Annotated in this window: 21 protein-coding genes and 1 pseudogene; 8 read left to right on the forward strand and 14 right to left on the reverse strand. The window is 40.4% G+C overall.

What is annotated here, in order from left to right; translation table 11 throughout:
* The first annotated feature begins 60 nt into the window (after positions 1–60).
* Positions 61–258, forward strand: coding sequence for a hypothetical protein (locus Q0058_RS14180; protein WP_298225084.1), 198 nt, complete (start codon positions 61–63; stop codon positions 256–258).
* 230 nt (positions 259–488) lie between these two features.
* On the forward strand, positions 489–683 hold the full coding sequence (locus Q0058_RS14185; RefSeq protein WP_298225086.1) for a hypothetical protein: 195 nt from the start codon (positions 489–491) through the stop codon (positions 681–683).
* Positions 684–784: 101 nt separating this feature from the next.
* Here Q0058_RS14185 and Q0058_RS14190 read toward each other — a convergent pair whose 3' ends face one another.
* Positions 785–1,726, reverse strand: a complete 942-nt coding sequence (locus Q0058_RS14190; protein WP_298225088.1) for a LysR substrate-binding domain-containing protein — start codon at positions 1,724–1,726, stop codon at positions 785–787.
* A 95-nt stretch (positions 1,727–1,821) separates the two neighbouring features.
* Here Q0058_RS14190 and Q0058_RS14195 point away from each other — a divergent pair, with 95 nt between their 5' ends.
* From Q0058_RS14195 to can, 4 genes are all read left to right on the forward strand, one after another.
* A complete protein-coding gene (locus Q0058_RS14195) occupies positions 1,822–2,295 on the forward strand; it encodes a Dps family protein (protein WP_298225090.1) in 474 nt (157 codons plus the stop codon).
* A 126-nt stretch (positions 2,296–2,421) separates the two neighbouring features.
* Entirely contained in the window at positions 2,422–2,703 is a 282-nt protein-coding gene (locus Q0058_RS14200) for a hypothetical protein (RefSeq protein WP_298225092.1), read from the forward strand.
* Positions 2,704–2,783: 80 nt separating this feature from the next.
* On the forward strand, positions 2,784–4,427 hold the full coding sequence (locus tag Q0058_RS14205; RefSeq protein ID WP_298225094.1) for a SulP family inorganic anion transporter: 1,644 nt from the start codon (positions 2,784–2,786) through the stop codon (positions 4,425–4,427).
* A gap of 96 nt (positions 4,428–4,523) precedes the next feature.
* A complete protein-coding gene (gene can / locus Q0058_RS14210; RefSeq protein ID WP_298225096.1) occupies positions 4,524–5,168 on the forward strand; it encodes a carbonate dehydratase in 645 nt (214 codons plus the stop codon).
* Positions 5,169–5,194: 26 nt separating this feature from the next.
* Here can and Q0058_RS14215 read toward each other — a convergent pair whose 3' ends face one another.
* The 5 genes from Q0058_RS14215 to Q0058_RS14235 are packed head-to-tail and all read right to left on the reverse strand — an operon-like array spanning position 5,195 to position 9,010.
* On the reverse strand, positions 5,195–6,154 hold the full coding sequence (locus Q0058_RS14215) for an L-threonylcarbamoyladenylate synthase (protein WP_298225098.1): 960 nt from the start codon (positions 6,152–6,154) through the stop codon (positions 5,195–5,197).
* A gap of 3 nt (positions 6,155–6,157) precedes the next feature.
* Complete coding sequence (locus tag Q0058_RS14220) at positions 6,158–7,000, reverse strand: DUF6671 family protein (protein WP_298225100.1); 843 nt, start codon at positions 6,998–7,000, stop codon at positions 6,158–6,160.
* Positions 7,001–7,019: 19 nt separating this feature from the next.
* Complete coding sequence (locus Q0058_RS14225; protein WP_298225102.1) at positions 7,020–7,319, reverse strand: hypothetical protein; 300 nt, start codon at positions 7,317–7,319, stop codon at positions 7,020–7,022.
* Positions 7,309–7,563: a hypothetical protein gene (locus Q0058_RS14230; RefSeq protein ID WP_298225104.1), complete on the reverse strand. Its 255-nt coding sequence runs from the start codon at positions 7,561–7,563 to the stop codon at positions 7,309–7,311. Before Q0058_RS14230 ends, Q0058_RS14225 begins: the two co-directional genes overlap by 11 nt.
* Positions 7,564–7,573: 10 nt before the next feature.
* Entirely contained in the window at positions 7,574–9,010 is a 1,437-nt protein-coding gene (locus Q0058_RS14235) for an NADP-dependent isocitrate dehydrogenase (protein ID WP_298225106.1), read from the reverse strand.
* A gap of 91 nt (positions 9,011–9,101) precedes the next feature.
* Between Q0058_RS14235 and Q0058_RS14240 the strand changes: the two genes are divergently transcribed.
* Positions 9,102–10,043 carry a LysR family transcriptional regulator gene (locus Q0058_RS14240; RefSeq protein WP_298225108.1) on the forward strand — a complete coding sequence of 314 codons (942 nt, stop codon included), beginning with the start codon at positions 9,102–9,104 and terminating at the stop codon, positions 10,041–10,043.
* On the opposite strand, the gene Q0058_RS14245 is transcribed toward Q0058_RS14240, so the two are convergent.
* The 3 genes from Q0058_RS14245 to Q0058_RS14255 form a co-directional block, all read right to left on the reverse strand.
* The gene (locus tag Q0058_RS14245; protein ID WP_298225111.1) at positions 10,018–11,217 is read right to left on the reverse strand and encodes an LETM1-related biofilm-associated protein; all 1,200 of its coding nucleotides are present in this window, start codon (positions 11,215–11,217) and stop codon (positions 10,018–10,020) included. The two genes, Q0058_RS14240 and Q0058_RS14245, sit on opposite strands and share 26 nt — an antisense overlap.
* 78 nt (positions 11,218–11,295) lie before the next feature.
* Positions 11,296–11,865 (reverse strand): YdeI/OmpD-associated family protein, encoded by a 570-nt coding sequence (locus Q0058_RS14250; protein ID WP_298225113.1) that lies wholly within the window; start codon positions 11,863–11,865, stop codon positions 11,296–11,298.
* 7 nt (positions 11,866–11,872) lie between these two features.
* Entirely contained in the window at positions 11,873–12,400 is a 528-nt protein-coding gene (locus Q0058_RS14255; protein WP_298225115.1) for a superoxide dismutase family protein, read from the reverse strand.
* Positions 12,401–12,536: 136 nt separating this feature from the next.
* Here Q0058_RS14255 and Q0058_RS14260 point away from each other — a divergent pair, with 136 nt between their 5' ends.
* Complete coding sequence (locus Q0058_RS14260) at positions 12,537–13,451, forward strand: YihY/virulence factor BrkB family protein (protein WP_298225117.1); 915 nt, start codon at positions 12,537–12,539, stop codon at positions 13,449–13,451.
* A 226-nt stretch (positions 13,452–13,677) separates the two neighbouring features.
* Here the strand turns inward: Q0058_RS14260 and Q0058_RS14265 are convergent, their stop codons facing one another.
* The 5 genes and pseudogenes from Q0058_RS14265 to Q0058_RS14285 form a co-directional block, all read right to left on the reverse strand.
* Complete coding sequence (locus Q0058_RS14265) at positions 13,678–14,202, reverse strand: hypothetical protein (RefSeq protein ID WP_298225119.1); 525 nt, start codon at positions 14,200–14,202, stop codon at positions 13,678–13,680.
* A 111-nt stretch (positions 14,203–14,313) separates the two neighbouring features.
* Positions 14,314–16,101, reverse strand: a complete 1,788-nt coding sequence (locus Q0058_RS14270; RefSeq protein WP_298225121.1) for an acyl-CoA dehydrogenase family protein — start codon at positions 16,099–16,101, stop codon at positions 14,314–14,316.
* Positions 16,102–16,125: 24 nt separating this feature from the next.
* Positions 16,126–16,395, reverse strand: a pseudogene (locus Q0058_RS14275) (four helix bundle protein); the annotation flags it as partial.
* 173 nt (positions 16,396–16,568) lie between these two features.
* Positions 16,569–17,750 (reverse strand): acetyl-CoA C-acyltransferase, encoded by a 1,182-nt coding sequence (locus Q0058_RS14280; protein WP_298225123.1) that lies wholly within the window; start codon positions 17,748–17,750, stop codon positions 16,569–16,571.
* A 92-nt stretch (positions 17,751–17,842) separates the two neighbouring features.
* On the reverse strand, positions 17,843–20,233 hold the full coding sequence (locus tag Q0058_RS14285) for a 3-hydroxyacyl-CoA dehydrogenase/enoyl-CoA hydratase family protein (protein ID WP_298225125.1): 2,391 nt from the start codon (positions 20,231–20,233) through the stop codon (positions 17,843–17,845).

Below are 20,233 nucleotides of genomic sequence, written 5' to 3' on the forward strand. Positions count from 1 at the left end.
TAAATTTGATTTAATGTTACCATCAACCAGCACAATAATCCAAAAAGGTAATTTTATTTTATGAAAAGAACCATGTTTGCTTACACCAAAAACATCCTCGAAAGAGTGAGTTTCGACCCTTTACTTTTTTGTAAAGAATTAGAAAAAGCATTAAAAGTGCTTCTGCCTTATGAGATTGAACAACTTACAGAATGGCTTTTGAATTACACCGTTGAAAAACCCGAACTAAGGCAGTGTCTTATTTATGTGAACCCATAAAACTAAAAGGAGCTTAAATGGCTCCTTTTTTAATGTACTATATCGATTTAGTTGGCCAAAACATATTAAATTACTGTAAGATAAATCTTTGTTTAAATTTAAAAAAGTGTATTTCATCGAATTTTTTAACGTTTAAACGATATTTTTTAGCATTTCGTCTTGTGGTGAATGTTTTTTTCTTTTACATTTACCAAACGTTCTTATTAAGATAACCCCTAAATCTTATCATTATGCCTAGAATGATCTACGACTACACGAAATCGGTGCTCGAGAGAGTGAGCTTCGATCCGGTTCTTTTTTGTAAAGAATTACGCAAAGCAATCAAAAATTTGTTGCCTTATGAGCTTGAACAATTAAAGAAATGGTTGACCAACTTTACTACTGAAAAGCCTGAACTGCAGCAATATATAAGCATTGTAAACTAATGCGGAAAAAGAACTATTTGGTTCGTTCTTCGACTTTAAAAACTTGCACTAATGCGCACGATAACAAGTGTACATTAGTGCAATTTATATTTTACAGAAGATTACTTTTTAGCCATCGGGTTGATAATTTCCACATTTTGGAAAACGATTGCGCCTTTGATTACACCAGCAATTGTGGCTCTTAAAGCATCAATAATCTGGATTTTAAGTTCTGTTTTGGGATAAATCAAACTGACTTCGCGCGCAGGTTTCGGTTCTTTAAAATGTTTGAGTTTGGCTTTGTCGCTTTCCTTCAAATCTAAAGTATGTAAATAAGGAAGCAGCGTAATGCCCAATCCTTCATCAGCTAGTTTAATCAACGTTTCGAAACTCCCGCTTTCAAGCTGAAACCGGTTCGAGTCATTTCTGCCCACATTTTTGCACAAGTTCAAAATACCATCGCGGAAGCAATGTCCGTCCTGCAACAACAAAATCTCATCGATATTGAGGTCGCTTACTTCGATTTCTTCTTTGGAATAATTCCTGTGCGATTGCGGGATGTATGCCATGAAAGGTTCAAAATACAGTACGATTTCCTTGATTTTTTCTTCCATCAATGGCGTCGCGGCAATTGCGGCGTCGAGATGACCGTTGTTGAGTTTGGCGATGATTTCGTTAGTGTTCAATTCCTCGATGATGAGTTTGACTTTCGGGTATTTCTTGATGAAATTATTGAGGAACATCGGCAACAACGTAGGCATAATCGTCGGTATGATCCCTAAACGGAATTCACCGCCAATAAAACCTTTTTGCTGTTCGACGATATCCTGCATGCGGTCGGCTTCATTGACGATATTCTTCGCCTGATTCACAATTTTATGCCCGATTTCAGTGAGCTGGATAGGTTTTTTGCTGCGGTCGAAAATCTGGATGTTGAGTTCTTCTTCGACTTTTTGGATTTGCATGCTGAGTGTCGGTTGCGTCACAAAACACTTTTCAGCAGCCAGTGTGAAATTTTTATATTCGGCAACCGCCAGAACGTATTGAAGTTGGGTAATGGTCATTTTATAGTCTATTTTGATGCAAATATAAAAACTATCAATTTAAACTATAGTATTGCCGATGCATTATCTTTAACTTTGTTTCAAATAAAAAAATCATGAAAACAAATATCTTAGGATTGCCGGTCAAAGAGACCGAAGTATTGATTGCCGAACTCAACATTCTTTTGGCCAATTTTCAAGTCTATTATCAGAATTTACGAGGCATACACTGGAATATCCGCGGAAAGAATTTCTTTAATCTTCACGTGAAATTCGAAGAACTCTACAACGACAGCCAACTCAAAATCGACCTGATTGCCGAGCGTGTACTCACTTTAGGTGGCACTCCGCTGCATACTTTCGAAGATTACATCAGAAACAGCAAACTTGACGTTGGGAAAGATATCCACACCGATGTGGTTGCGATCCAACTTATAGTGAACTCGTTATCAGGTTTGTTGAAAATTGAAAGGGTCATTCTCGATCAAGCCGGCGAAATCAATGATGAAGGCACCAACAGCATGATGAGCGATTTCATTGCCGAACAAGAGAAAACCTTATGGATGATGCAAGCCTGGTTGCAGGAATAAGTCCATTACATAAATTAGATAAGCCAAAGCATTAATTTTGTTTTGGCTTTTTTATGGTTGTTAATTTTATTTTAAATTTCCGACAGCGGTTTTTGAATACAACACTGAACCGTTACATTTGCCGACATGAAGTTAATAGCCAAACTATTTCTGATCGTTTTCATTGCTTTTCTTGCTACGCCGACGATTGTAAGCGTGATTAAGAAAAGTACCGATACTTCATATTTCTACAGCAGCTCAGAAGAAGAATTGGTTCACAAGGAAGTGAAGGCCGAACTCAAACTCGAACCGACGTATGCTTTAATTTTATTTCAAACTACAACTTCAAGTCTCATTCATTCAGAGAATTTGTCCAAGCATGACAACATTGCTTCGACAATCTTCATTCCACCGCCTGAACAGGTTTAATACATCGTTTTTATTTCACAAATTGTTCTCTTTTTTTCAATAGGGAACCAACGCTTTGTATTCAACTTTAATAAGGTATCATGACAAAAAAAATCAATATTTTGGCGAACCTTAAATCTGATTTCGCTTCAGGTTTAGTGGTTTTTTTAGTGGCGCTTCCGCTATGTTTGGGGATTGCGATGGCATCGGGTGCACCGTTGTTTTCAGGAATTATTGCGGGAATCATCGGAGGCATCGTGGTCGGTTATTTGAGCCAGTCGCAACTTAGTGTTTCCGGCCCGGCAGCAGGTCTGACAGCCATTGTATTAACGGCAATAACAGACTTAGGCGCTTTCAATATTTTCCTGACCGCCGTTTTCATTGCGGGTTTGATCCAGTTATTGCTAGGATTCATCAAGGCTGGAAGCATTTCGAATTATTTCCCGACGAATGTCATTGAAGGAATGCTTGCCGGAATCGGAATCATTATCATCCTCAAACAACTGCCACATGCTTTTGGATACGACAGTGATTTTGAAGGCGACGAGGCATTCCTGCAATTGGACGGAAGTAATACCGTTTCTGCCTTGACGGCTTTGTTGAATCATGTGCAGTTGGGTTCAATTATCATTACAGTGCTATCATTAACCATCTTGATTGCCTGGGATAAAATTCCGGCTTTGAAAAAACTGAAATTGATTCCTGGCGCTTTGGTTGCCGTGATTCTGGGTGTTGTTTTAAATGAAATTTTTACCGCCACTGGAAGTATGCTCACCATTCAAAAACAACATCTGGTTTCGTTGCCGGTTCCCACTTCCGTTGAAGAATTGAAAGCCATCATCACGCTTCCCGATTTTACGGCAGTAACCAATTCCAAAGTGTGGGTGATTGCCCTGACCATTGCGATTGTGGCTTCGATAGAAACCTTGTTATGCATCGAGGCTGCCGACAGAATGGATGCCCAAAAACGCTACACCGACACCAATATCGAACTTAAAGCACAGGGAATCGGAAATATGCTGAGCTCACTTTTAGGTGGTTTACCGATGACTTCGGTCGTGGTCAGAACCTCTGCCAACAATAACGCCGGTGCCAAATCGAAAATGTCTACGATGATCCATGGCGTCATGTTGTTGCTCAGTGTGATGATTATTCCGGCCATTCTGAATAAGATTCCGCTGGCTACACTCGCTGCAGTATTATTGATGGTAGGATATAAATTGGCCAAACCCGCAACTTTTGTTCATTTCTGGGAAAAAGGAAAATACCAATTCGTTCCATTTATCGCGACTTTGGTCGGGGTTGTTTTCACGGATTTACTCAAAGGCGTTGCGCTTGGAATTGTCATCAGTATCATTTTCGTTTTGAAAGGCAATCTCAAACGGGCTTACAGTTTCAGAAAAGAAGCTTATGCCGACGGTGATATCATCCACATCGATCTGGCGCAGGAAGTTTCGTTTTTAAATAAAGCCGCAATCAAATCAACACTGAAGGAAATTCCCGAAAATTCAAAAGTCATCATCAATGCACAGGATACGGTATACATTGCGCACGACATCTTGGACTTGATCCATGAATTCAAATCAATTCGGGCTAAACAAGAGGGCATCAAAGTCAAGCTCAAAGGATTCAAAAAAAGCTATCAATTAGAGAACGCCGATGAGTTTCCGAACAAGGTAACCTTTGAGCAATATTATGATGTCGCCAAAAGAGTCATCGTGAAAAAAGAATTGTTTCCAGAATAGTCATCCGCATCATGAATACCGACATTTTTTTTCTACATTTATAACAACCAATCGTGGAGCCTAATATTTCCACATCCATTAAAAACACCAATTATTATGAGCGCAGATTTTTATAAGAAAATACTAGACAACAACAAAAAGTGGGTAGAATCTCAACTGGCTTTGGATCAAGAATATTTTAAAGATTTGGCCAAAGGACAGAATCCGCCCTTACTTTGGATTGGTTGTTCAGACAGCCGCGTTCCGGCCAACGAAATTATCGGCGCCAAACCCGGAGAAGTTTTTGTTCACAGAAATATTGCCAACATGGTGGTGCATTCTGATATGAATATGTTGAGCGTATTGGATTATGCCGTTAATGTCTTGAAAGTAAAACACGTAATCGTCTGCGGCCATTATGGTTGCGGTGGTGTCAAAGCAGCTATGGGAAACCAATCAATAGGTCTGATTGATAACTGGATCCGACACATCAAAGACGTATACCGATTGCATGAAAACTACTTGAATTCCATTGAAGATGAAGAAGAACGTTTTAACAAATTCGTAGAGGTCAATGCGCAAGAACAAGTGTTCGATTTAGCCAAAACCTCCATTGTACAAAGTGCTTGGCGCAGCGGGCAAGATTTGACATTACATGGTTGGACTTATGGTTTGAATTCCGGATATGTAACCGATTTGGGTGTAAACATGAGTTCAAATACTGATTTGGATGAAGTATACCAACTGAAATTCTCGAATTAGCATTGCAATCATTCAGCCTTTGAAACTTATCTTTTTGTAGCGCGTTCTAATCGGTCGTTGATGGATTTTCCTAAACCGGTGTCGGGCAATTTTTCGGCGACGATAAAATCTAAATTCATGGAGTCTAACCGATGCAAAGCTGCATACAAATTGGATGCTGCTTCTTCTAAATGGCCTTCTTGAGATAGTATTTCTTGATGCTTGATAGCAGGACTTTCGATGCGATTCTGAAACACAACAACGCCGATACTTTTGCCGGTATGTTGTTGTAAGAATGCTTCAATGTTGCTTTTTAAAAAAGTAGTGGTTGCTGGCGCATAATGTTTTGCAAGCATGCCCGGGGCTTCAGGATTTGTTTCGTTTTTATTTTTTAAGGAGATTTTCCCGATGACTTTTTCTATGGCTTCCACAGAAATAGCACCCAATCTGTACAACACCGGATGGTTATTTTCGAACCCAATGATGGTAGACTCAATTCCTTTTGTGCAGGCTCCGCCATCCAATACCATGGGCAAACTGTCTGAAAAATAATGTGCCACATGCACAGCGTTGGTTGGGCTTATGGCACCAAAAGGATTGGCACTCGGTGCAGCAAGAGGATAGTTTAAGGCACTCAAAAGCGATAAAATCACAGGATGATCTGGCATTCGAATCGCTACGGTATGTTTACCGCCGGTAACCAAGTCTGGTACAGTCGCTTTTTTGGGTAAAATAATGGTTAAAGCGCCAGGCCAGAAATTATTGGCCAAAACCTTGGCTTTATCTGGAATATGTTTCGCCAATTCGTCGAGTTGCTTCATCGAATGGATGTGAACAATCAGCGGATTAAACAAAGGGCGTTTTTTTAACTCGAAAATCCCTTTTATGGCTTTTTCACTATAGATATTGCCCGCCAAACCGTATACAGTTTCGGTAGGAATCGCCACATTTTTTTCCTGATCGAGTAGCGCAACGGCTTTGGAAATGTCTGTTGAAATCAAAGTCATATTTTAAGGATTACAAAAATCACAATACATCGGATCTTCTTTTGTTTTTTGATTGGGGTATTTTTTTTCGACAGTAAAATGGCATTTTTTGCAACCATACACATGGCTCAAAGTAGAACGGGTCGGCGATTTACACCATTCGCAAGGCAATCCTTCCTGAATTTCAGTTACCGAAAATCCTGGCGTATCGCATTTTGGGCATTGTGTTTTAATGGTTTGCACCAATTGCAATGTCGCTTTTTCAATGACTTCCATTCGAGTGGGGTTGTAAAGCGCGCGCATATCGGTTTCCAGATAAACAGTTCCAAATTCGTTTGTCATGTTTTCGAAACTTTCCAATAAGGTTTTTTTGTCTGTAATTCCTTTTATGGCTTTCTTAAAATTGTTTTCGGACGACTTCATGATTAAACCATGAGACGGAAATAACACTTTTTCGGCGAAAGCAAGCAATTCCTGTTTGTTCTCAATAGTGCGGCCGTCACAATTTGTGTTTAACGAAATTTCTCGTGCGGTAATTTCCAAATCATTTTTAGCATCCATAAAAAGCAGCGCTTCATCATCGGCTTGTGCGAAAAAAATGCTCGGATGTGCACCAAATGACCCTTCGCTTGCAATCGCTAAATCGCAATCATACCTTTTCATAGCATGGAGACTTTTATTGCGAAGGGTATTCAGTACATCTTCGTTCCGTGCTATTTCTCCCGAAAAAGTACCCCATTGATCGGTATCGAAATCTTCTGGAACAAAACATTTTACACCCAGTTCTTTTTCAAGGATAGGAGCAATCACCTTTTCTTTACCATGTTTTGTGGCAATGACGAGCTTTCTGTTTTGAAATAGTTTCATTTCAATTTAGCATGAGTAACTAACTATTTGGTATATCGTGTTTCACCAATTCTAAATCAATGGTACTGCTGATTTTAAAATGATAGCCCTCTTGGTTGGCAGCATTGGTGACACTGATAATTTCATCGCGCGTTTTGGTGAGTTCTTCGATTCTTTTTTTAGAACCATGGACATCGTTATTGAATCGGATGTGGTTGCTAAAGGCGAACAAATTGTGAAAATCGATTTTATTGTTTACCAACGACATCAATACTTTTTGAGTTTCGTCGGCAGAAAATTCGCCATCGATCAGTTTGAATGTTAGGGTTTTATTTTTCATTGGTTTCAATGTTGATGGTGCCTTTAATATTGATGTTGCCGCTTTGATTTTGGATGTAATTTCTGGATTCAGCCAATTCATTTTGGAGCAATTTTATTTTTTGCTCTCTCATTTTCACATCTTCTTCATAGTGGTTATCAATGATTTTTTTTTCATGGTATTTGATTTTTACGGCGATCATTTCGGTAAGTAAAGTGATAGCCTCCTGAGTACTGAATTGTCCGTTGATTAAGTGTAATTCCATAGCGTTAAATTTATTGTCCCTGGCCTAATGAAAAACTTGGTTTTCCATCAAATTCGTATAGGTTTTCTGTTTTAATAGTGTCAATATTGCGTTGATGCGCATCCGTTAAAAGCCCAATAATGGCTTCTTTTGGAATCGTATGTGTGGAAACCGGTTTGAACCTGCAACGCCAATGATCGGTGCAAAATGTTTCACTAAAGCCGTCTGGCCATACTTTTATGCCCCGATTGGTAATCATCGAAAGTTTGATGTTTTCTCGGTTGAGTTGTTGCACTTTTTCTGCGAGTTCGTTCGGATCAGTTCCGTTCCAATGCACGAAAATATCTACACCGACAAGTTCTTTTTTTGCTGCCGGTTTTTTGACATATTTGGGCAAGTGTAACGCTGTTTCTTTGGCATAGGAAACCGCTTTTAGTAGGTTAGGTTGCTGTCCTAAATTGGCTATTACCGCTTTAGCAAATTCTTGGGTTCCTATTTTTTGTTTGCTGATGCCTTCTTTAAAAATATCATAGGTATGGATGCCTTCTTCGATGGTTTTTAGCCAAGCATTTTGAACTTTTTCAGCCACATCGGTCTGTCCGATATGGTTGAGCATCATAATAGCGCCTTGCAGCAATCCCGACGGATTGGCTAGATTTTGTCCGGCACGTCTTGGAGCCGATCCGTGAATGGCTTCAAACATAGCACATTCTTCTCCAATATTGGCCGATCCTGCTAAACCAACCGAACCTGCGATTTGCGCAGCAATATCCGAAAGTACGTCACCATATAAGTTGAGTGTTACAATAACGTCAAAAACTTCTGGAGTGTCTGACATTTTTGCCGCACCAATGTCAATAATCCAATGTTCGTTCTCGATTTCTGGATATTCTGCTGCAATTTCATCAAAAACCTGGTGGAATAAACCATCAGATTGCTTCATAATGTTGTCTTTCGTAAAGCAGGTCACTTTTTTTCTGCCGTATACTTTGGCGTATTCAAAAGCATATCTAACAATTTTTTCACAACCCGGGCGGCTGATTATTTTTAAACACTGCACCACTTCATCGGTCTGCTGGTGTTCGATGCCGGCATACAAATCCTCTTCATTTTCTCTGACAATCACAATGTCCATGTTGGGGTGTTTGGTTTCTACAAACGGGTGCAAACTCATACACGGACGCACATTAGAATACAATCCTAAAAACTTTCGCGTGGTCACATTTAAACTCTTATATCCACCTCCTTGCGGTGTAGTGATGGGCGCTTTAAGAAAGATTTTGTTTTTTCTGATGATGTCCCACGATTGATTCGCAATTCCTGAAGTATTTCCGGATAAGTAAACCTTTTCTCCGACTTCAATTTCATCAATCTCGATTTGCGCACCTGCCGCTTTAATAATGTCTAGTGTAGCATCCATTATTTCAGGACCAATTCCGTCCCCTTTTGCCACTGTAATTCTCGTCATGGTTTTGTGTTTAAAATTTGTAAGGCAAAGTTGAAGCATTAAAATCATATTTTTTTATTTATATTTGTAATGAAAAGCATAAAAATTATTTATGAATTATACTTTACACCAACTGCAAGTATTTTTAAAAATTACGCAAACCAAAAGCATTACTAAAGCTGCTGAAGAGTTGCATTTAACCCAACCTGCCGTTTCCATCCAATTGCGAAATTTTCAAGATCAGTTTGATATTCCGTTAACAGAAATTGTAGGGCGACAACTTTATGTAACCGATTTTGGAAACGAAATTGCGGCTGCCGCACAAAGAATCATCGACGAAGTGAATGCCATCAACTTTAGAACATCAGCCTTCAAAGGCATGATTTCAGGGCGGTTAAGAATTTCTGTTGTTTCTACCGGGAAATACGTTATGCCTTATTATTTGTCAGATTTTATGAATACCAACAAAGGCGTAGCATTAGAAATGGATGTAACTAATAAATCGAAAGTAGTTCAAAGCTTGAAAGAAAATAAAGTAGATTTTGCTTTGGTGTCAGTGCTTCCAAAAGACTTATTGCTCGAGGGTACTACTTTGTTGGAAAACAAACTGTTTTTGGTAGCCAGCAAGGATCTCGTCACAGACCATTACACCAAAATTGAAGATATTTTTACGCAACAACCGCTCATTTATCGCGAAGATGGTTCCGCAACGAGAATGGCCATGGAGCAATTTTTAAGCCTTCGCGGTATCACTGTCGGAATGAAGCTGCAACTTACTTCGAACGAAGCCGTAAAGCAATCATTAATAGCAGGATTAGGAATATCCATCATGCCCTTGATTGGTATTAAAAACGAATTGGAAAGGGGCGAGTTGAAAATTATTGCCATCAAAGGGCTTCCCATTACAACAGACTGGCGTTTGGTTTGGCTCAAAAATAAATCCTTAAGTCCTGTTGCCAAAGCCTATTTGGATTTTATAGAAACTCATAAGGCTTCTATTTTTGAAACCTCTTTTTCTTGGCTAAATACTATTCATCTTCCAAATTTTCATTAAAAGAAGAAGGCAGCAATTGCGGAATGAATTTGATCAGGATCGGCAACAACAAACTGCCGCCGGGAATCAGGAAAATAGTCAGCGAAGGCACGGTTTTACAGATGTCGAGCAGTTGCTTTTTGACTTTCTTTTTTTCTTCTTTATCAAGATCGCGTTTCGTAGAATGGGCGAGCAGCACCATCAATTCCTTGCTTTCAGAAATTTCTTTTGACAACCTTTTCTGGTTTCGTTTGATCAAAGTCACGACGAGTTGCGTCGTTTGATCGTAAAAATGTTTGACGGGATTCGAGTAATTGAAATACGGAATTTCTTTTCGGTATTTTTTAATAAACGCATCGGTGGTCGTAATACTTTCTTCCACAAAATGATCCGGAACATTCATCGTCGACGCTAGGGAATATAAGAAATAAGCTTCGTCGTTTTCTACTTTGCCGTCGCTCCACATCGCCAATCCCGCCATATCGATGAGATAATAACGTTCGAGCGGATTTTCAAAATACTGCAATTCTAAGGCTTCCAGATTCTGAATATTGACTTTGGAAAATTTGCTATAACGCACCGAAGCCTCAAAAAGTTTGATCAGCAAATCATCGTGCTGCGATTTGTTCGATTTGGTTTTGAGCGCCAAAGTCACAATACTGACGATGGTTTCTTCTAATTTCTTGAGGTATTTTTCAGGGATTTTCCCTTCATTCAGATAATGCTGAAACGCCAATATATCCACAAAAAGCAAAGCGTTCGTCACGATATGCGAGAAGTTTTTGCTGATGATGTTGTCATTGGTCTGCACGCGGTCATCGATGATTTTTTCGAGGTTTGACGCTGGTGAAGCGCTCGGTAAGACTTTTTTGAACAACGTAAATCCCTGTGGGTTCATTTCATTGTAAAAAGAAACCGCCTGATTTAGGAAATGTATTGAAGATTGATCCTTCGAGTTGAGCTTAAAAACCTGATACAACGCATTGAGCAAAGCCGCTTTAGAAACTTCGTCATTGAGCCAGCCTGCATGGTTCGTCTTACTATCAATCGAAAAAGAAATGATGTGCCCATAGATGAAACCCGTTTTGCGGATTTTGTCGTAAAACAAATCGACGTCAGCCAAATCAATAGCCTTCACAGCTTTTTGTTCGGTGAAAAATTTGTCGATCCAGCCGGGTGCAGAAGGGTTAATCATGGCTTTGATTTTACGCTACAAAGCTATACTTTTTTGACAATTTAAGCGGAAAAGTGTTTTTAATTTATCATGAATAAATCAAGGGCGCGATTTGATATTTTGCTCGCAAAGCCTTATGATTTCTTCAATACGATTGCTTCGTGTTTCCGGTCTTTTTGCCTGATTGAGCCAATAAAGATAACTCTTCTGATACGACGGGCTGAACTTCATATAATTCTCGAAAGCTATAGCGTTGTTGTCAAAAGCAACTTGTAAGTCTTCGGGAATTACTTTTTCTTCGACATGATCGAGCGTACTCCAAGAGCCATTTTGTTTGGCAATTTCGATTTTCCTGAGCCCGCTTTCATGCATCAGGTTTTCCGCAATTAGTTTTTCAATGTAAGTTTTATTGAGTTTGCTCCAGACGCTTTTGTCTTTTCGCGGCGTGAAGGTTTGCTTGCGCCTTTCATCATCAAGTTTGCGCACGGTCGAATCAATCCAGCCGTAACAAATCGCTACCTGCACGGCTTCTTCCCAACGCATGCTTTCAAACGCACTGTTGATCCGGTAAAATACCAACTCGACACCTTTAGATTTGGCATGGTGTTCATGGAGCCACTCCCGCCATTCCTGCGCATTTTTAAAGTAATGTAATTCCTTTTCTTCCAAACGTAAACTATTTAATGATCGCTGAACAGGCTAATCTAGCGCCCGCATTTCCTGAAGGTTGTGTCGTGAAATCATCGGTGCCTTCGTGTACGATTAAGCCTTTTCCAAGGATGTCTTTGGCCGGATCGCCGCATCCGATACACCATTCATTCGTAGTTAATGTGATGGTTCCGTTTCCGTTGGCATCTGCTGTGAAATTACCGATATCGCCTTTGTGGTATTCGCCCACGCCCCATTTTCCGTGTTTTTTGAACGTTGGGTTCCAGTGTCCGCCTGCTGAACTTCCGTCTGCTGAAGAACAATCTGATTTTTCATGAATGTGAATTGCGTGTGCGCCCGCTTTCAGACCTGAAAGTTTAGCGACAAAAGTGACGTTGCCGTTTTTCTCCACGAAAGAAGCCGTTCCGGTTACTTTACTGTTGCTTTTTGATTCGAAGGTCAGGTTTAATTTTTTGGTATCGGCAGCATTGCTGTTGGTTTTACAGCTAAAAAAAACCGCGATGCTAATAGCCAGAAGTAAAAGAATTTTTTTCATGAGAAGTGTTTCTTTCAAAGGTAATGAAAAACAAATTTCGCAAATTTTTTTTATAGGAATTATGAAAAATATCGAACGAATTATAAAAATGGGCTTTTGTAATTTTGAAACAATTCCATTCATTCATACTAAAATCATGAAAGCTTTACCATTCATAAAAACCACTTGGAACATTTTAAAAGAAACTTACGAGGAATTCGACGATGACAATGCGATCAAACTAAGTGCGTCGCTTTCGTATTACACCATATTTGCCTTGCCACCTTTGATTATGATTATCTTATCGATTTGTGGCGTTTTCTTCGGAAGAGATGCGGTAAACGGTACTTTTTTCTGGCAGATTCACGGTATGGTCGGAAAAGAAGCGGCTTTGCAAATTCAGGAAACGATTAAAAATATTCAATTGTCAGACAGCAATGTATTGGCTACGATCGTAGGCTCTGTAACTTTAGCGATTGGCGCTTCGGGTGTTTTTGCTGAAATCCAGAGTTCGATCAATTTTATTTGGGCCCTAAAAGCAAAACCAAATAAGGGATTCGTCAAATTCATCAAGAACAGGCTGATGTCATTTTCGATGATTGCCGCAGTCGGATTTCTGCTTTTGGTGAGTTTAACGGTCAACACGTTGATGGATATTCTCAATGCACGCCTGATGTTGTATTTTCCCGATGCGACGGTTTACCTTTTTTATATACTGAATATTTTGATTTTACTGATGATTACAACGCTTTTGTTTTCCGTCATTTTTAAGACTTTACCCGACGGAACTATTGCGTGGAAAGATGCGCTCATTGGTTCGGGAGTTACTGCGGTACTTTTCATGGTCGGGAAAATTGCCATCGGATATTACATAGGAAGTTCCACTATCGGCTCTGCTTATGGCGCTGCAGGTTCCGTGATTATTATTTTGGTTTGGGTGTATTATTCGGCGATCATACTATATTTCGGCGCGGAATTTACGAAAGTGTACGCGTTGAAGTATGGCCAGAAAATCATTCCGAATGATTATGCTGTCGAAATCAGAAAGGAAATTTTCGAAACCAAAAGCTGATTCGTAATTGTATAAAATTTAGCTTGAATTCTATAACACCAAGTCAAGCGAAAAGCGCCAACTTTGCCCTAAGAACAACCTCTAAATCATATTGATAATACTATATCGGCATTTCATTGGGGGGCAAATCGAATTCATTCTTTTTGCAATGTTAAGCCGAAACCTAAATCATAGTATTATTGGTATGTAGCAAAAAAGACCGCTCCATTATGGGATGCGGTCTTTTTTATTTGGTTTTTTCGCCTACGAAATAATCATTCTGAGATTTGAACAGAACATTGAATGTCGTTAAGGTTCCGTAGATTTTGGTGATGTATTGCTGCAATTCGACCTTTTCAATTTCCTCAAGATTGCTCGCGTTGATCTTTTGTTCCATTACGCGCAGTCGGTCACGGAGCATTACAATTTTGTGAAAGAAAGCATCAATCGGGACGTCTTTAGCCGCAAGTCCGGCTTGGCCTGGTTCGAGAATCATTTTACCGCCTTTCCATTTGTCGCCAATAGCTACAGGCTCGCCGAGTCCGTTCCATTTCTTTAAAATCGATAACAAACTTTGTTCGACATCGTAAAAACTCACCGTATCGACTTCGTTTTCAGCAGCGTCAATGACTTCAAATTCACTGTCGATGGCAATGGTTTCAAGGCCATTTTCGATAAAAGTCACCCAATATTCTTTGGAAGAAACGTTTGTAACGACGCCTTTGCCATATTCCGCATGTTGTATTCTGGATCCTATTCCTAATAATTTCATGATCTAAATTTTTTACTAAAATATAATTTTAAGCGTAATAAAAAAACCGTTCTGCACAAAACAGTAACGGTTTTATCAACATAAAATTTAACTTAAATAACTATCGTTTCATTAGAAGCAGTAAGCGTTTTCGGCTACTAATTTAGTGGTGATGGTTTCGCGTAAGCCCACAATATTCGGCATGTTGGTATATTTTGTAAATCGACGCAATCCCATGAGCATCATGCGTTGTTCGTCGCCTTCAGCAAAAGAGATGATGCTTTCTTTACCTTTTTGGGTTACGATATCGACAGCTTTGTAGAGGTATAATTTCGCCATCGCAATTTGTTCCTGCACTTTGTTTTCGCCTTCTTTTTTGGCCAATTTTTCGGTTCTCAAAATCGTTGATTCCGCCATGTAGATTTCAATTAAAATATCCGCCGCCGCCATCAACAATTGCTGATGTCCGTCGAGTTCCGGGCCATATTTCTGGACAGCGCCACCGGCTACCATCAAAAAGGCTTTTTTCAATTTGCCGATCATTTCTTTTTCTTCGGAAAACAATTCGGAATAATCCGGCGTGTCGAAAGATGGAATGCCCATGAGTTCTTCCTGAACTTTGGTTGCCGGGCCGAGTAAATCAACATGGCCTTTGAATGCTTTTTTGATCAACATTCCGACTGAAAGCATGCGATTAATTTCGTTTGTTCCTTCATAAATCCTTGAAATTCGGGCATCACGCCACGCACTTTCCATCGGTGTGTCTTCAGAGAAGCCCATTCCGCCGAGGATTTGTATGCCCTCATCAGCGCAATTCTGGACATCTTCGGAAACCGCCACTTTCAATATGGAACATTCAATCGCAAATTCCTCAACGCCTTTAAGTTCAGCTTCCTGATGTGACGAACCTTCTTGTTCCCGAAGTTGGATCCTGGTTTCGATATCTTTTGCTGCACGATAGGTAGCGCTCTCTCCGGCATAAGCGGAAGTGGCCATTTCAGCGAGTTTATATCGGATGGCTCCAAATTGTGAAATCTGCGTGTTGAACTGGATTCTTTCATTCGCATAATGAATCGCATTCGTAGTCACACGTCGTTGCGCATCCAGACAAGCTGCAGCTAATTTGATACGACCGACGTTCAAGGCATTCATAGCGATCTTGAATCCGTTACCTCTTTCAGACAGCATATTTTCAACAGGAACTTTCGTATCATTGAAGAAAACCTGACGTGTTGACGAAGCGCGGATGCCGAGTTTGTGTTCTTCTTCATTCATTGAAATGCCGTTGTCTTTGACATTTTCAACAATGAATCCGGTGATGTTTTTATCGTCCTCAATTCTTGCAAAAACGATAAACAGCGAACAGAATCCTGCATTCGAAATCCACATTTTTTGTCCGGTAATGTTGTAATATTTTCCGTCTTCAGAAAGTACCGCTTTGGTTTTTCCTGAATTCGCATCCGATCCGGCGCCCGGTTCCGTTAAGCAATAAGCGCCAAACCATTCGCCAGAAGCGAGTTTTGGAACGTATTTTTGTTTCTGTTCTTCTGTTCCGTACAAAGTGATGGGCATAGTTCCGATTCCGGTATGTGCGCCAAAAGCGGTTGAAAACGAACCTGTTGCGCCCGAAATGTAATCGCAGACCAGACAAGTATCGACGAATCCCATGCCCATTCCGCCGTATGCTTCCGGAACGGCTACGCTTAAGAATCCCATTTCGCCTGCTTTCTTCATACATTCTTCGGTGAAAGCGTAATCTTTGGCTTCGAAACGGTTTTTGTTGGGCCAGATTTCCTTATCGACGAATTCCTTCACGGAATCGCGCATCATTTTTTGTTCCTCTGAAAAATCTTCAGGCGTGAAGATGTCCTCGCACTGGGTTTCTTTAACTAAGAATTGACCTCCTCTTGTGATTTCCATGTTCTAAGTATTTTAAATTTTGAATTATAAATTTTGAATTTGGGATGTCTTGATTATTTTCGTGATGATATTGATGATATGGTCTATCTCGACTAAATAAGAGTCGACTGAAATTGCAGTCAACTCAGATTTATTTAATAGTTGTAACCAGTATTTTGTTTCTCGAGACTCTTTTGAAGCTACGGACAATTTATTAATAAAATCTTTCTTTGATTGCGCTGCTATCGCTTCTTGAACATTGGCTCCAATACTGGTTCCGGACTTTAATATTTGTTTTGAAATTATAAACTTATTTTCCTTTTTTAACTACATAAACAATGTGATGATTGTTAATGCAAAATCGAATGTTTTCGTGGCGATTAGATTTTCTTTCATGGCTTTTATAATTTTTGAATTTTAAATTATGAATTTTGAATGAAACATCCGGCTTCACGATTCTCCATCATTCAAAATTCAAAATTTATAATTTATAATAATTCGTAAATTCCTGCCGAACCTTGTCCGGTTCCGACACACATCGAAACAATGCCATACTTGTTGCCGCGGCGTTTCATCTCATCGAACAACTGCACAGATAATTTCGCTCCGGTGCAACCTAACGGGTGGCCTAAAGCTATTGCGCCGCCGTTGACGTTGACGATGTCGGGATTCAATCCTAATTCGCGGATCACGGCTAAAGATTGTGAGGCAAAAGCTTCGTTGAGTTCAATTAAATCGATGTCTTTAAGTTGCAATCCGGCTTGTTTCAACGCTTTTGGAATGGCTTTTACTGGCCCGATTCCCATAATTCTAGGTTCCACACCAGCCGAAGCAAAATTGACTAATCTTGCGATAGGCGTGAGGTTGAGTTCTTTGACAAGTTCCTCGCTCATGATTAAAACGAACGCTGCACCATCACTCATTTGTGATGAATTTCCGGCTGTCACAGTTCCGTCGGCTGCAAAAACGGGTTTAAGATTTCCTAATGCAGTAAGATTCGTATCGGCTCTTGGACCTTCGTCTTTAGTGACAGTATAGGATTTGGTTTCTTTTTTTCCATTTTCATTGAGGAAAGTTTGTTCAATTGTAATCGGCACAATTTGTTTGTCGAATTTGCCTTCCGCTTGTGCTTTCAACGCTTTTTGGTGCGAATTGAATGCGAACTCATCTTGATCGGCACGCGACACATTAAATTGTTTGGCAACAGCTTCCGCGGTAAGTCCCATGCCCCAATAATAATCTTCATGACCTTCTTTGGCAATTGCGTAATCGGGCGTTGGTTTGTAGCCGCCCATCGGAATGAAACTCATGCTTTCAGCGCCACCGGCAATAATGCAATCAGCCATTCCGGATTGGATTTTAGCCGTTGCCATCCCAATCGTTTCGAGACCGGAAGCGCAATATCTATTTACCGTTACGCCCGGAACATCAACGATATTGAGTCCCATCAATGAAATCAATCGACCGACATTCAGGCCTTGTTCGGCTTCTGGCATCGCATTTCCGACCATCACGTCATCGATGCGTTTCTTGTCGAAATCGGGCAATTCATTCATCATATACTGAATGGTTTCCGCGGCGAGTTCGTCAGGGCGTTTAAACCTGAAAACACCTTTAGGCGCTTTGCCGACGGCGGTTCTGTATGCTTTAACTATATAGGCTGTTTTCATTTTCTATTTTGCATTTTGAATTTTAAATTTTGAATGAGACGTCTGGCTTTAAGATTCGCCATCATTCAAAATTCAAAATATATAATTTATAATCAATTTCTTAGTGGTTTTCCTTTGGTTAACATGAATTGGATTCTTTCGAGCGTTTTTCTTTCGGTGCACAATGACAGAAAGGCTTCGCGTTCGAGATCAAGTAAATATTGTTCCGATACTAAAGTCGGTTCAGATAAATCACCGCCGGCCATCACATAAGCAAGTTTGTTCGCGATTTTTTTATCGTGGTCTGAAATGAAATTTCCGGCAGTCATCTGGTCAGTTCCTACGAGAAACATTCCTAAAGCTGATTTCCCCAAAACTTTAATGTCTTTTCTTCGGATCGGTTGTGTGTAACCAGCTTCAGCCATCAACAATGCGTGTTTTTTAGCTTCTGCGATTTGTCGGTCTTTATTGACGACGATGATGTCTTTTCCGTGTTGCAATACGCCGGTATCAAAAGCTTCGTAAGCTGATGTGGACACTTTCGCCATAGCAACAGCTAAGAAATATTCCTGCAATACATTCAACTCAACATCATTTTTATGGAATAAATCCGAAGCACGCAAAGCCATTTCTTTTGAACCGCCGCCGCCTGGAATTACGCCAACGCCAAACTCGACCAAACCGATATACGTTTCTGCGGCTGCAACGACTTTATCCGCATGCATGCTCATTTCGCAACCGCCGCCTAAAGTCATTCCGTGTGGTGCCACAATGACCGGAATTGAAGAATAGCGCACACGCATCATCGTGTCCTGAAACATTTTGATCGCCATATTGAGTTCGTCGTATTCCTGCTCGACGGCCATCATGAAGATCATTCCTATGTTCGCGCCGACAGAGAAATTGGCACCTTGGTTTCCAATAACCAAACCTTGATATTCTTTTTCGGCAAGATCGATCGCTTTATTGATGCCTTGCAATACATCGCCACCAATCGTATTCATTTTTGATTGGAATTCAAGATTTAAAATGCCGTCGCCTAAATCTTCGATGACCGCGCCCGAATTGCTCCAGACTTTTTTGCTTTCACGGATGTTGTTTAAAATGATGAAAGCATCCTGACCGGGCACTTTGACTTGTGATTTTGTTGGAAGGTTATAATAGTAAGTCGCGCCTTCTTTCACCGTGTAGAAACTCGAAATTCCTGATACGAGCATATCGTTGACCCAAGTGGCAGGCTCTAAGTTTTGCGCTTTCATGATTTCGATTCCTTTGGCTACCCCAATCGCGTCCCAGATTTCGAACGGGCCGTTTTCCCAGCCGAATCCGGCTTTCATCGCGTCGTCAATTTTATAGAGATCGTCAGTGATTTCGGGAATTCTGTTGGAAACATAAGCGAACATGCCCGCGAAACTTTTGCGATAAAACTCACCCGCTTTGTCCGTTCCTTTGACCAACACTTTGAAACGATCAATAGGTTTGTCGATGGTTTTTGTCAATTCTAAAGTTGCGAATGAGGCTTTTTTTGCGGGACGATATTCCAATGTATTTAAATCTAACGACAAAATATCACGGTCGACTTTTTTGTAAAAACCTTGTCCGGTTTTGCTACCAAGCCAATTGTTTTCAAGCATTTTGGTGATGAAATCTGGCAGTTTGAACAAATCGCGTGCTTCGTCATTCGGTACGCCTTCATACAAACCGTTAGCGACGTGCACTAAAGTGTCGAGACCAACAACATCAACGGTTCTGAACGTTGCTGATTTTGGACGGCCAATGACCGGACCGGTTAATTTATCGACTTCTTCAATGGTCAATCCCATTTCCTTGACGAGGTGAAATAGACTTTGGATGCCGTAAATTCCAATTCTGTTGCCAATAAATGCGGGTGTATCTTTCGCCACGACGGAAGTTTTTCCTAAATATTGTGAACCGTAATTGTTTAGGAAATCGAGCACTTCGGTGGAAGTTTTTGGTCCAGGAATGATTTCGAACAATTTGAGGTAACGCGCCGGATTGAAGAAATGCGTGCCGCAGAAATGTTGCTGGAAATCTTCGCTTCGGCCTTCGCTCATAAAATGGATTGGAATTCCGGAAGTATTCGATGTAATAAGAGTTCCCGGTTTTCTGTATTTTTCAATCTGTTCGAAAACGGCTTTCTTGATGTCGAGCCTTTCGACCACAACTTCGATAATCCAATCAGCTTGAGCAATCTGCGCTAAATCATCGGTTGTATTCCCGGTGGTAATACGGCTCGCAAACTTTTGATGGTAAATAGGCGAGGGTTTCGATTTTAAAGCATTCGCCAAGTGTTCGTTGACGATGCGGTTGCGAACGATTTTGGAGTCTAAAGTCAGGCCTTTTTTGGTTTCCGCTTCCGTGAGTTCGCGCGGCACAATATCGAGTAAAAGCACTTCGACGCCGATGTTGGCAAAATGACAGGCGATGCCCGAACCCATGATTCCGGAGCCAATGACGGCGACTTTTTTGATGGTTCTTTTCAT

Source organism: Flavobacterium sp. (assembly GCF_027484705.1).
GTDB lineage: Bacteria > Bacteroidota > Bacteroidia > Flavobacteriales > Flavobacteriaceae > Flavobacterium.

Coding starts and splice junctions, on each gene's coding strand:
- Q0058_RS14255 (WP_298225115.1), bottom strand. CDS start 12,400: ATGAAAAAAATTCTTTTACTTCTGGCTATTAGCATCGCGGTTTTTTTT.
- Q0058_RS14225 (WP_298225102.1), bottom strand. CDS start 7,319: ATGAAAAATAAAACCCTAACATTCAAACTGATCGATGGCGAATTTTCT.
- Q0058_RS14270 (WP_298225121.1), bottom strand. CDS start 16,101: ATGGAAATCACAAGAGGAGGTCAATTCTTAGTTAAAGAAACCCAGTGC.
- Q0058_RS14280 (WP_298225123.1), bottom strand. CDS start 17,750: ATGAAAACAGCCTATATAGTTAAAGCATACAGAACCGCCGTCGGCAAA.
- Q0058_RS14205 (WP_298225094.1), top strand. CDS start 2,784: ATGACAAAAAAAATCAATATTTTGGCGAACCTTAAATCTGATTTCGCT.
- Q0058_RS14185 (WP_298225086.1), top strand. CDS start 489: ATGCCTAGAATGATCTACGACTACACGAAATCGGTGCTCGAGAGAGTG.
- Q0058_RS14180 (WP_298225084.1), top strand. CDS start 61: ATGAAAAGAACCATGTTTGCTTACACCAAAAACATCCTCGAAAGAGTG.
- Q0058_RS14200 (WP_298225092.1), top strand. CDS start 2,422: ATGAAGTTAATAGCCAAACTATTTCTGATCGTTTTCATTGCTTTTCTT.
- Q0058_RS14260 (WP_298225117.1), top strand. CDS start 12,537: ATGAAAGCTTTACCATTCATAAAAACCACTTGGAACATTTTAAAAGAA.
- can (WP_298225096.1), top strand. CDS start 4,524: ATGAGCGCAGATTTTTATAAGAAAATACTAGACAACAACAAAAAGTGG.
- Q0058_RS14245 (WP_298225111.1), bottom strand. CDS start 11,217: ATGATTAACCCTTCTGCACCCGGCTGGATCGACAAATTTTTCACCGAA.
- Q0058_RS14235 (WP_298225106.1), bottom strand. CDS start 9,010: ATGACGAGAATTACAGTGGCAAAAGGGGACGGAATTGGTCCTGAAATA.
- Q0058_RS14230 (WP_298225104.1), bottom strand. CDS start 7,563: ATGGAATTACACTTAATCAACGGACAATTCAGTACTCAGGAGGCTATC.
- Q0058_RS14285 (WP_298225125.1), bottom strand. CDS start 20,233: ATGAAAAGAACCATCAAAAAAGTCGCCGTCATTGGCTCCGGAATCATG.
- Q0058_RS14190 (WP_298225088.1), bottom strand. CDS start 1,726: ATGACCATTACCCAACTTCAATACGTTCTGGCGGTTGCCGAATATAAA.
- Q0058_RS14195 (WP_298225090.1), top strand. CDS start 1,822: ATGAAAACAAATATCTTAGGATTGCCGGTCAAAGAGACCGAAGTATTG.
- Q0058_RS14215 (WP_298225098.1), bottom strand. CDS start 6,154: ATGACTTTGATTTCAACAGACATTTCCAAAGCCGTTGCGCTACTCGAT.
- Q0058_RS14220 (WP_298225100.1), bottom strand. CDS start 7,000: ATGAAACTATTTCAAAACAGAAAGCTCGTCATTGCCACAAAACATGGT.
- Q0058_RS14265 (WP_298225119.1), bottom strand. CDS start 14,202: ATGAAATTATTAGGAATAGGATCCAGAATACAACATGCGGAATATGGC.
- Q0058_RS14240 (WP_298225108.1), top strand. CDS start 9,102: ATGAATTATACTTTACACCAACTGCAAGTATTTTTAAAAATTACGCAA.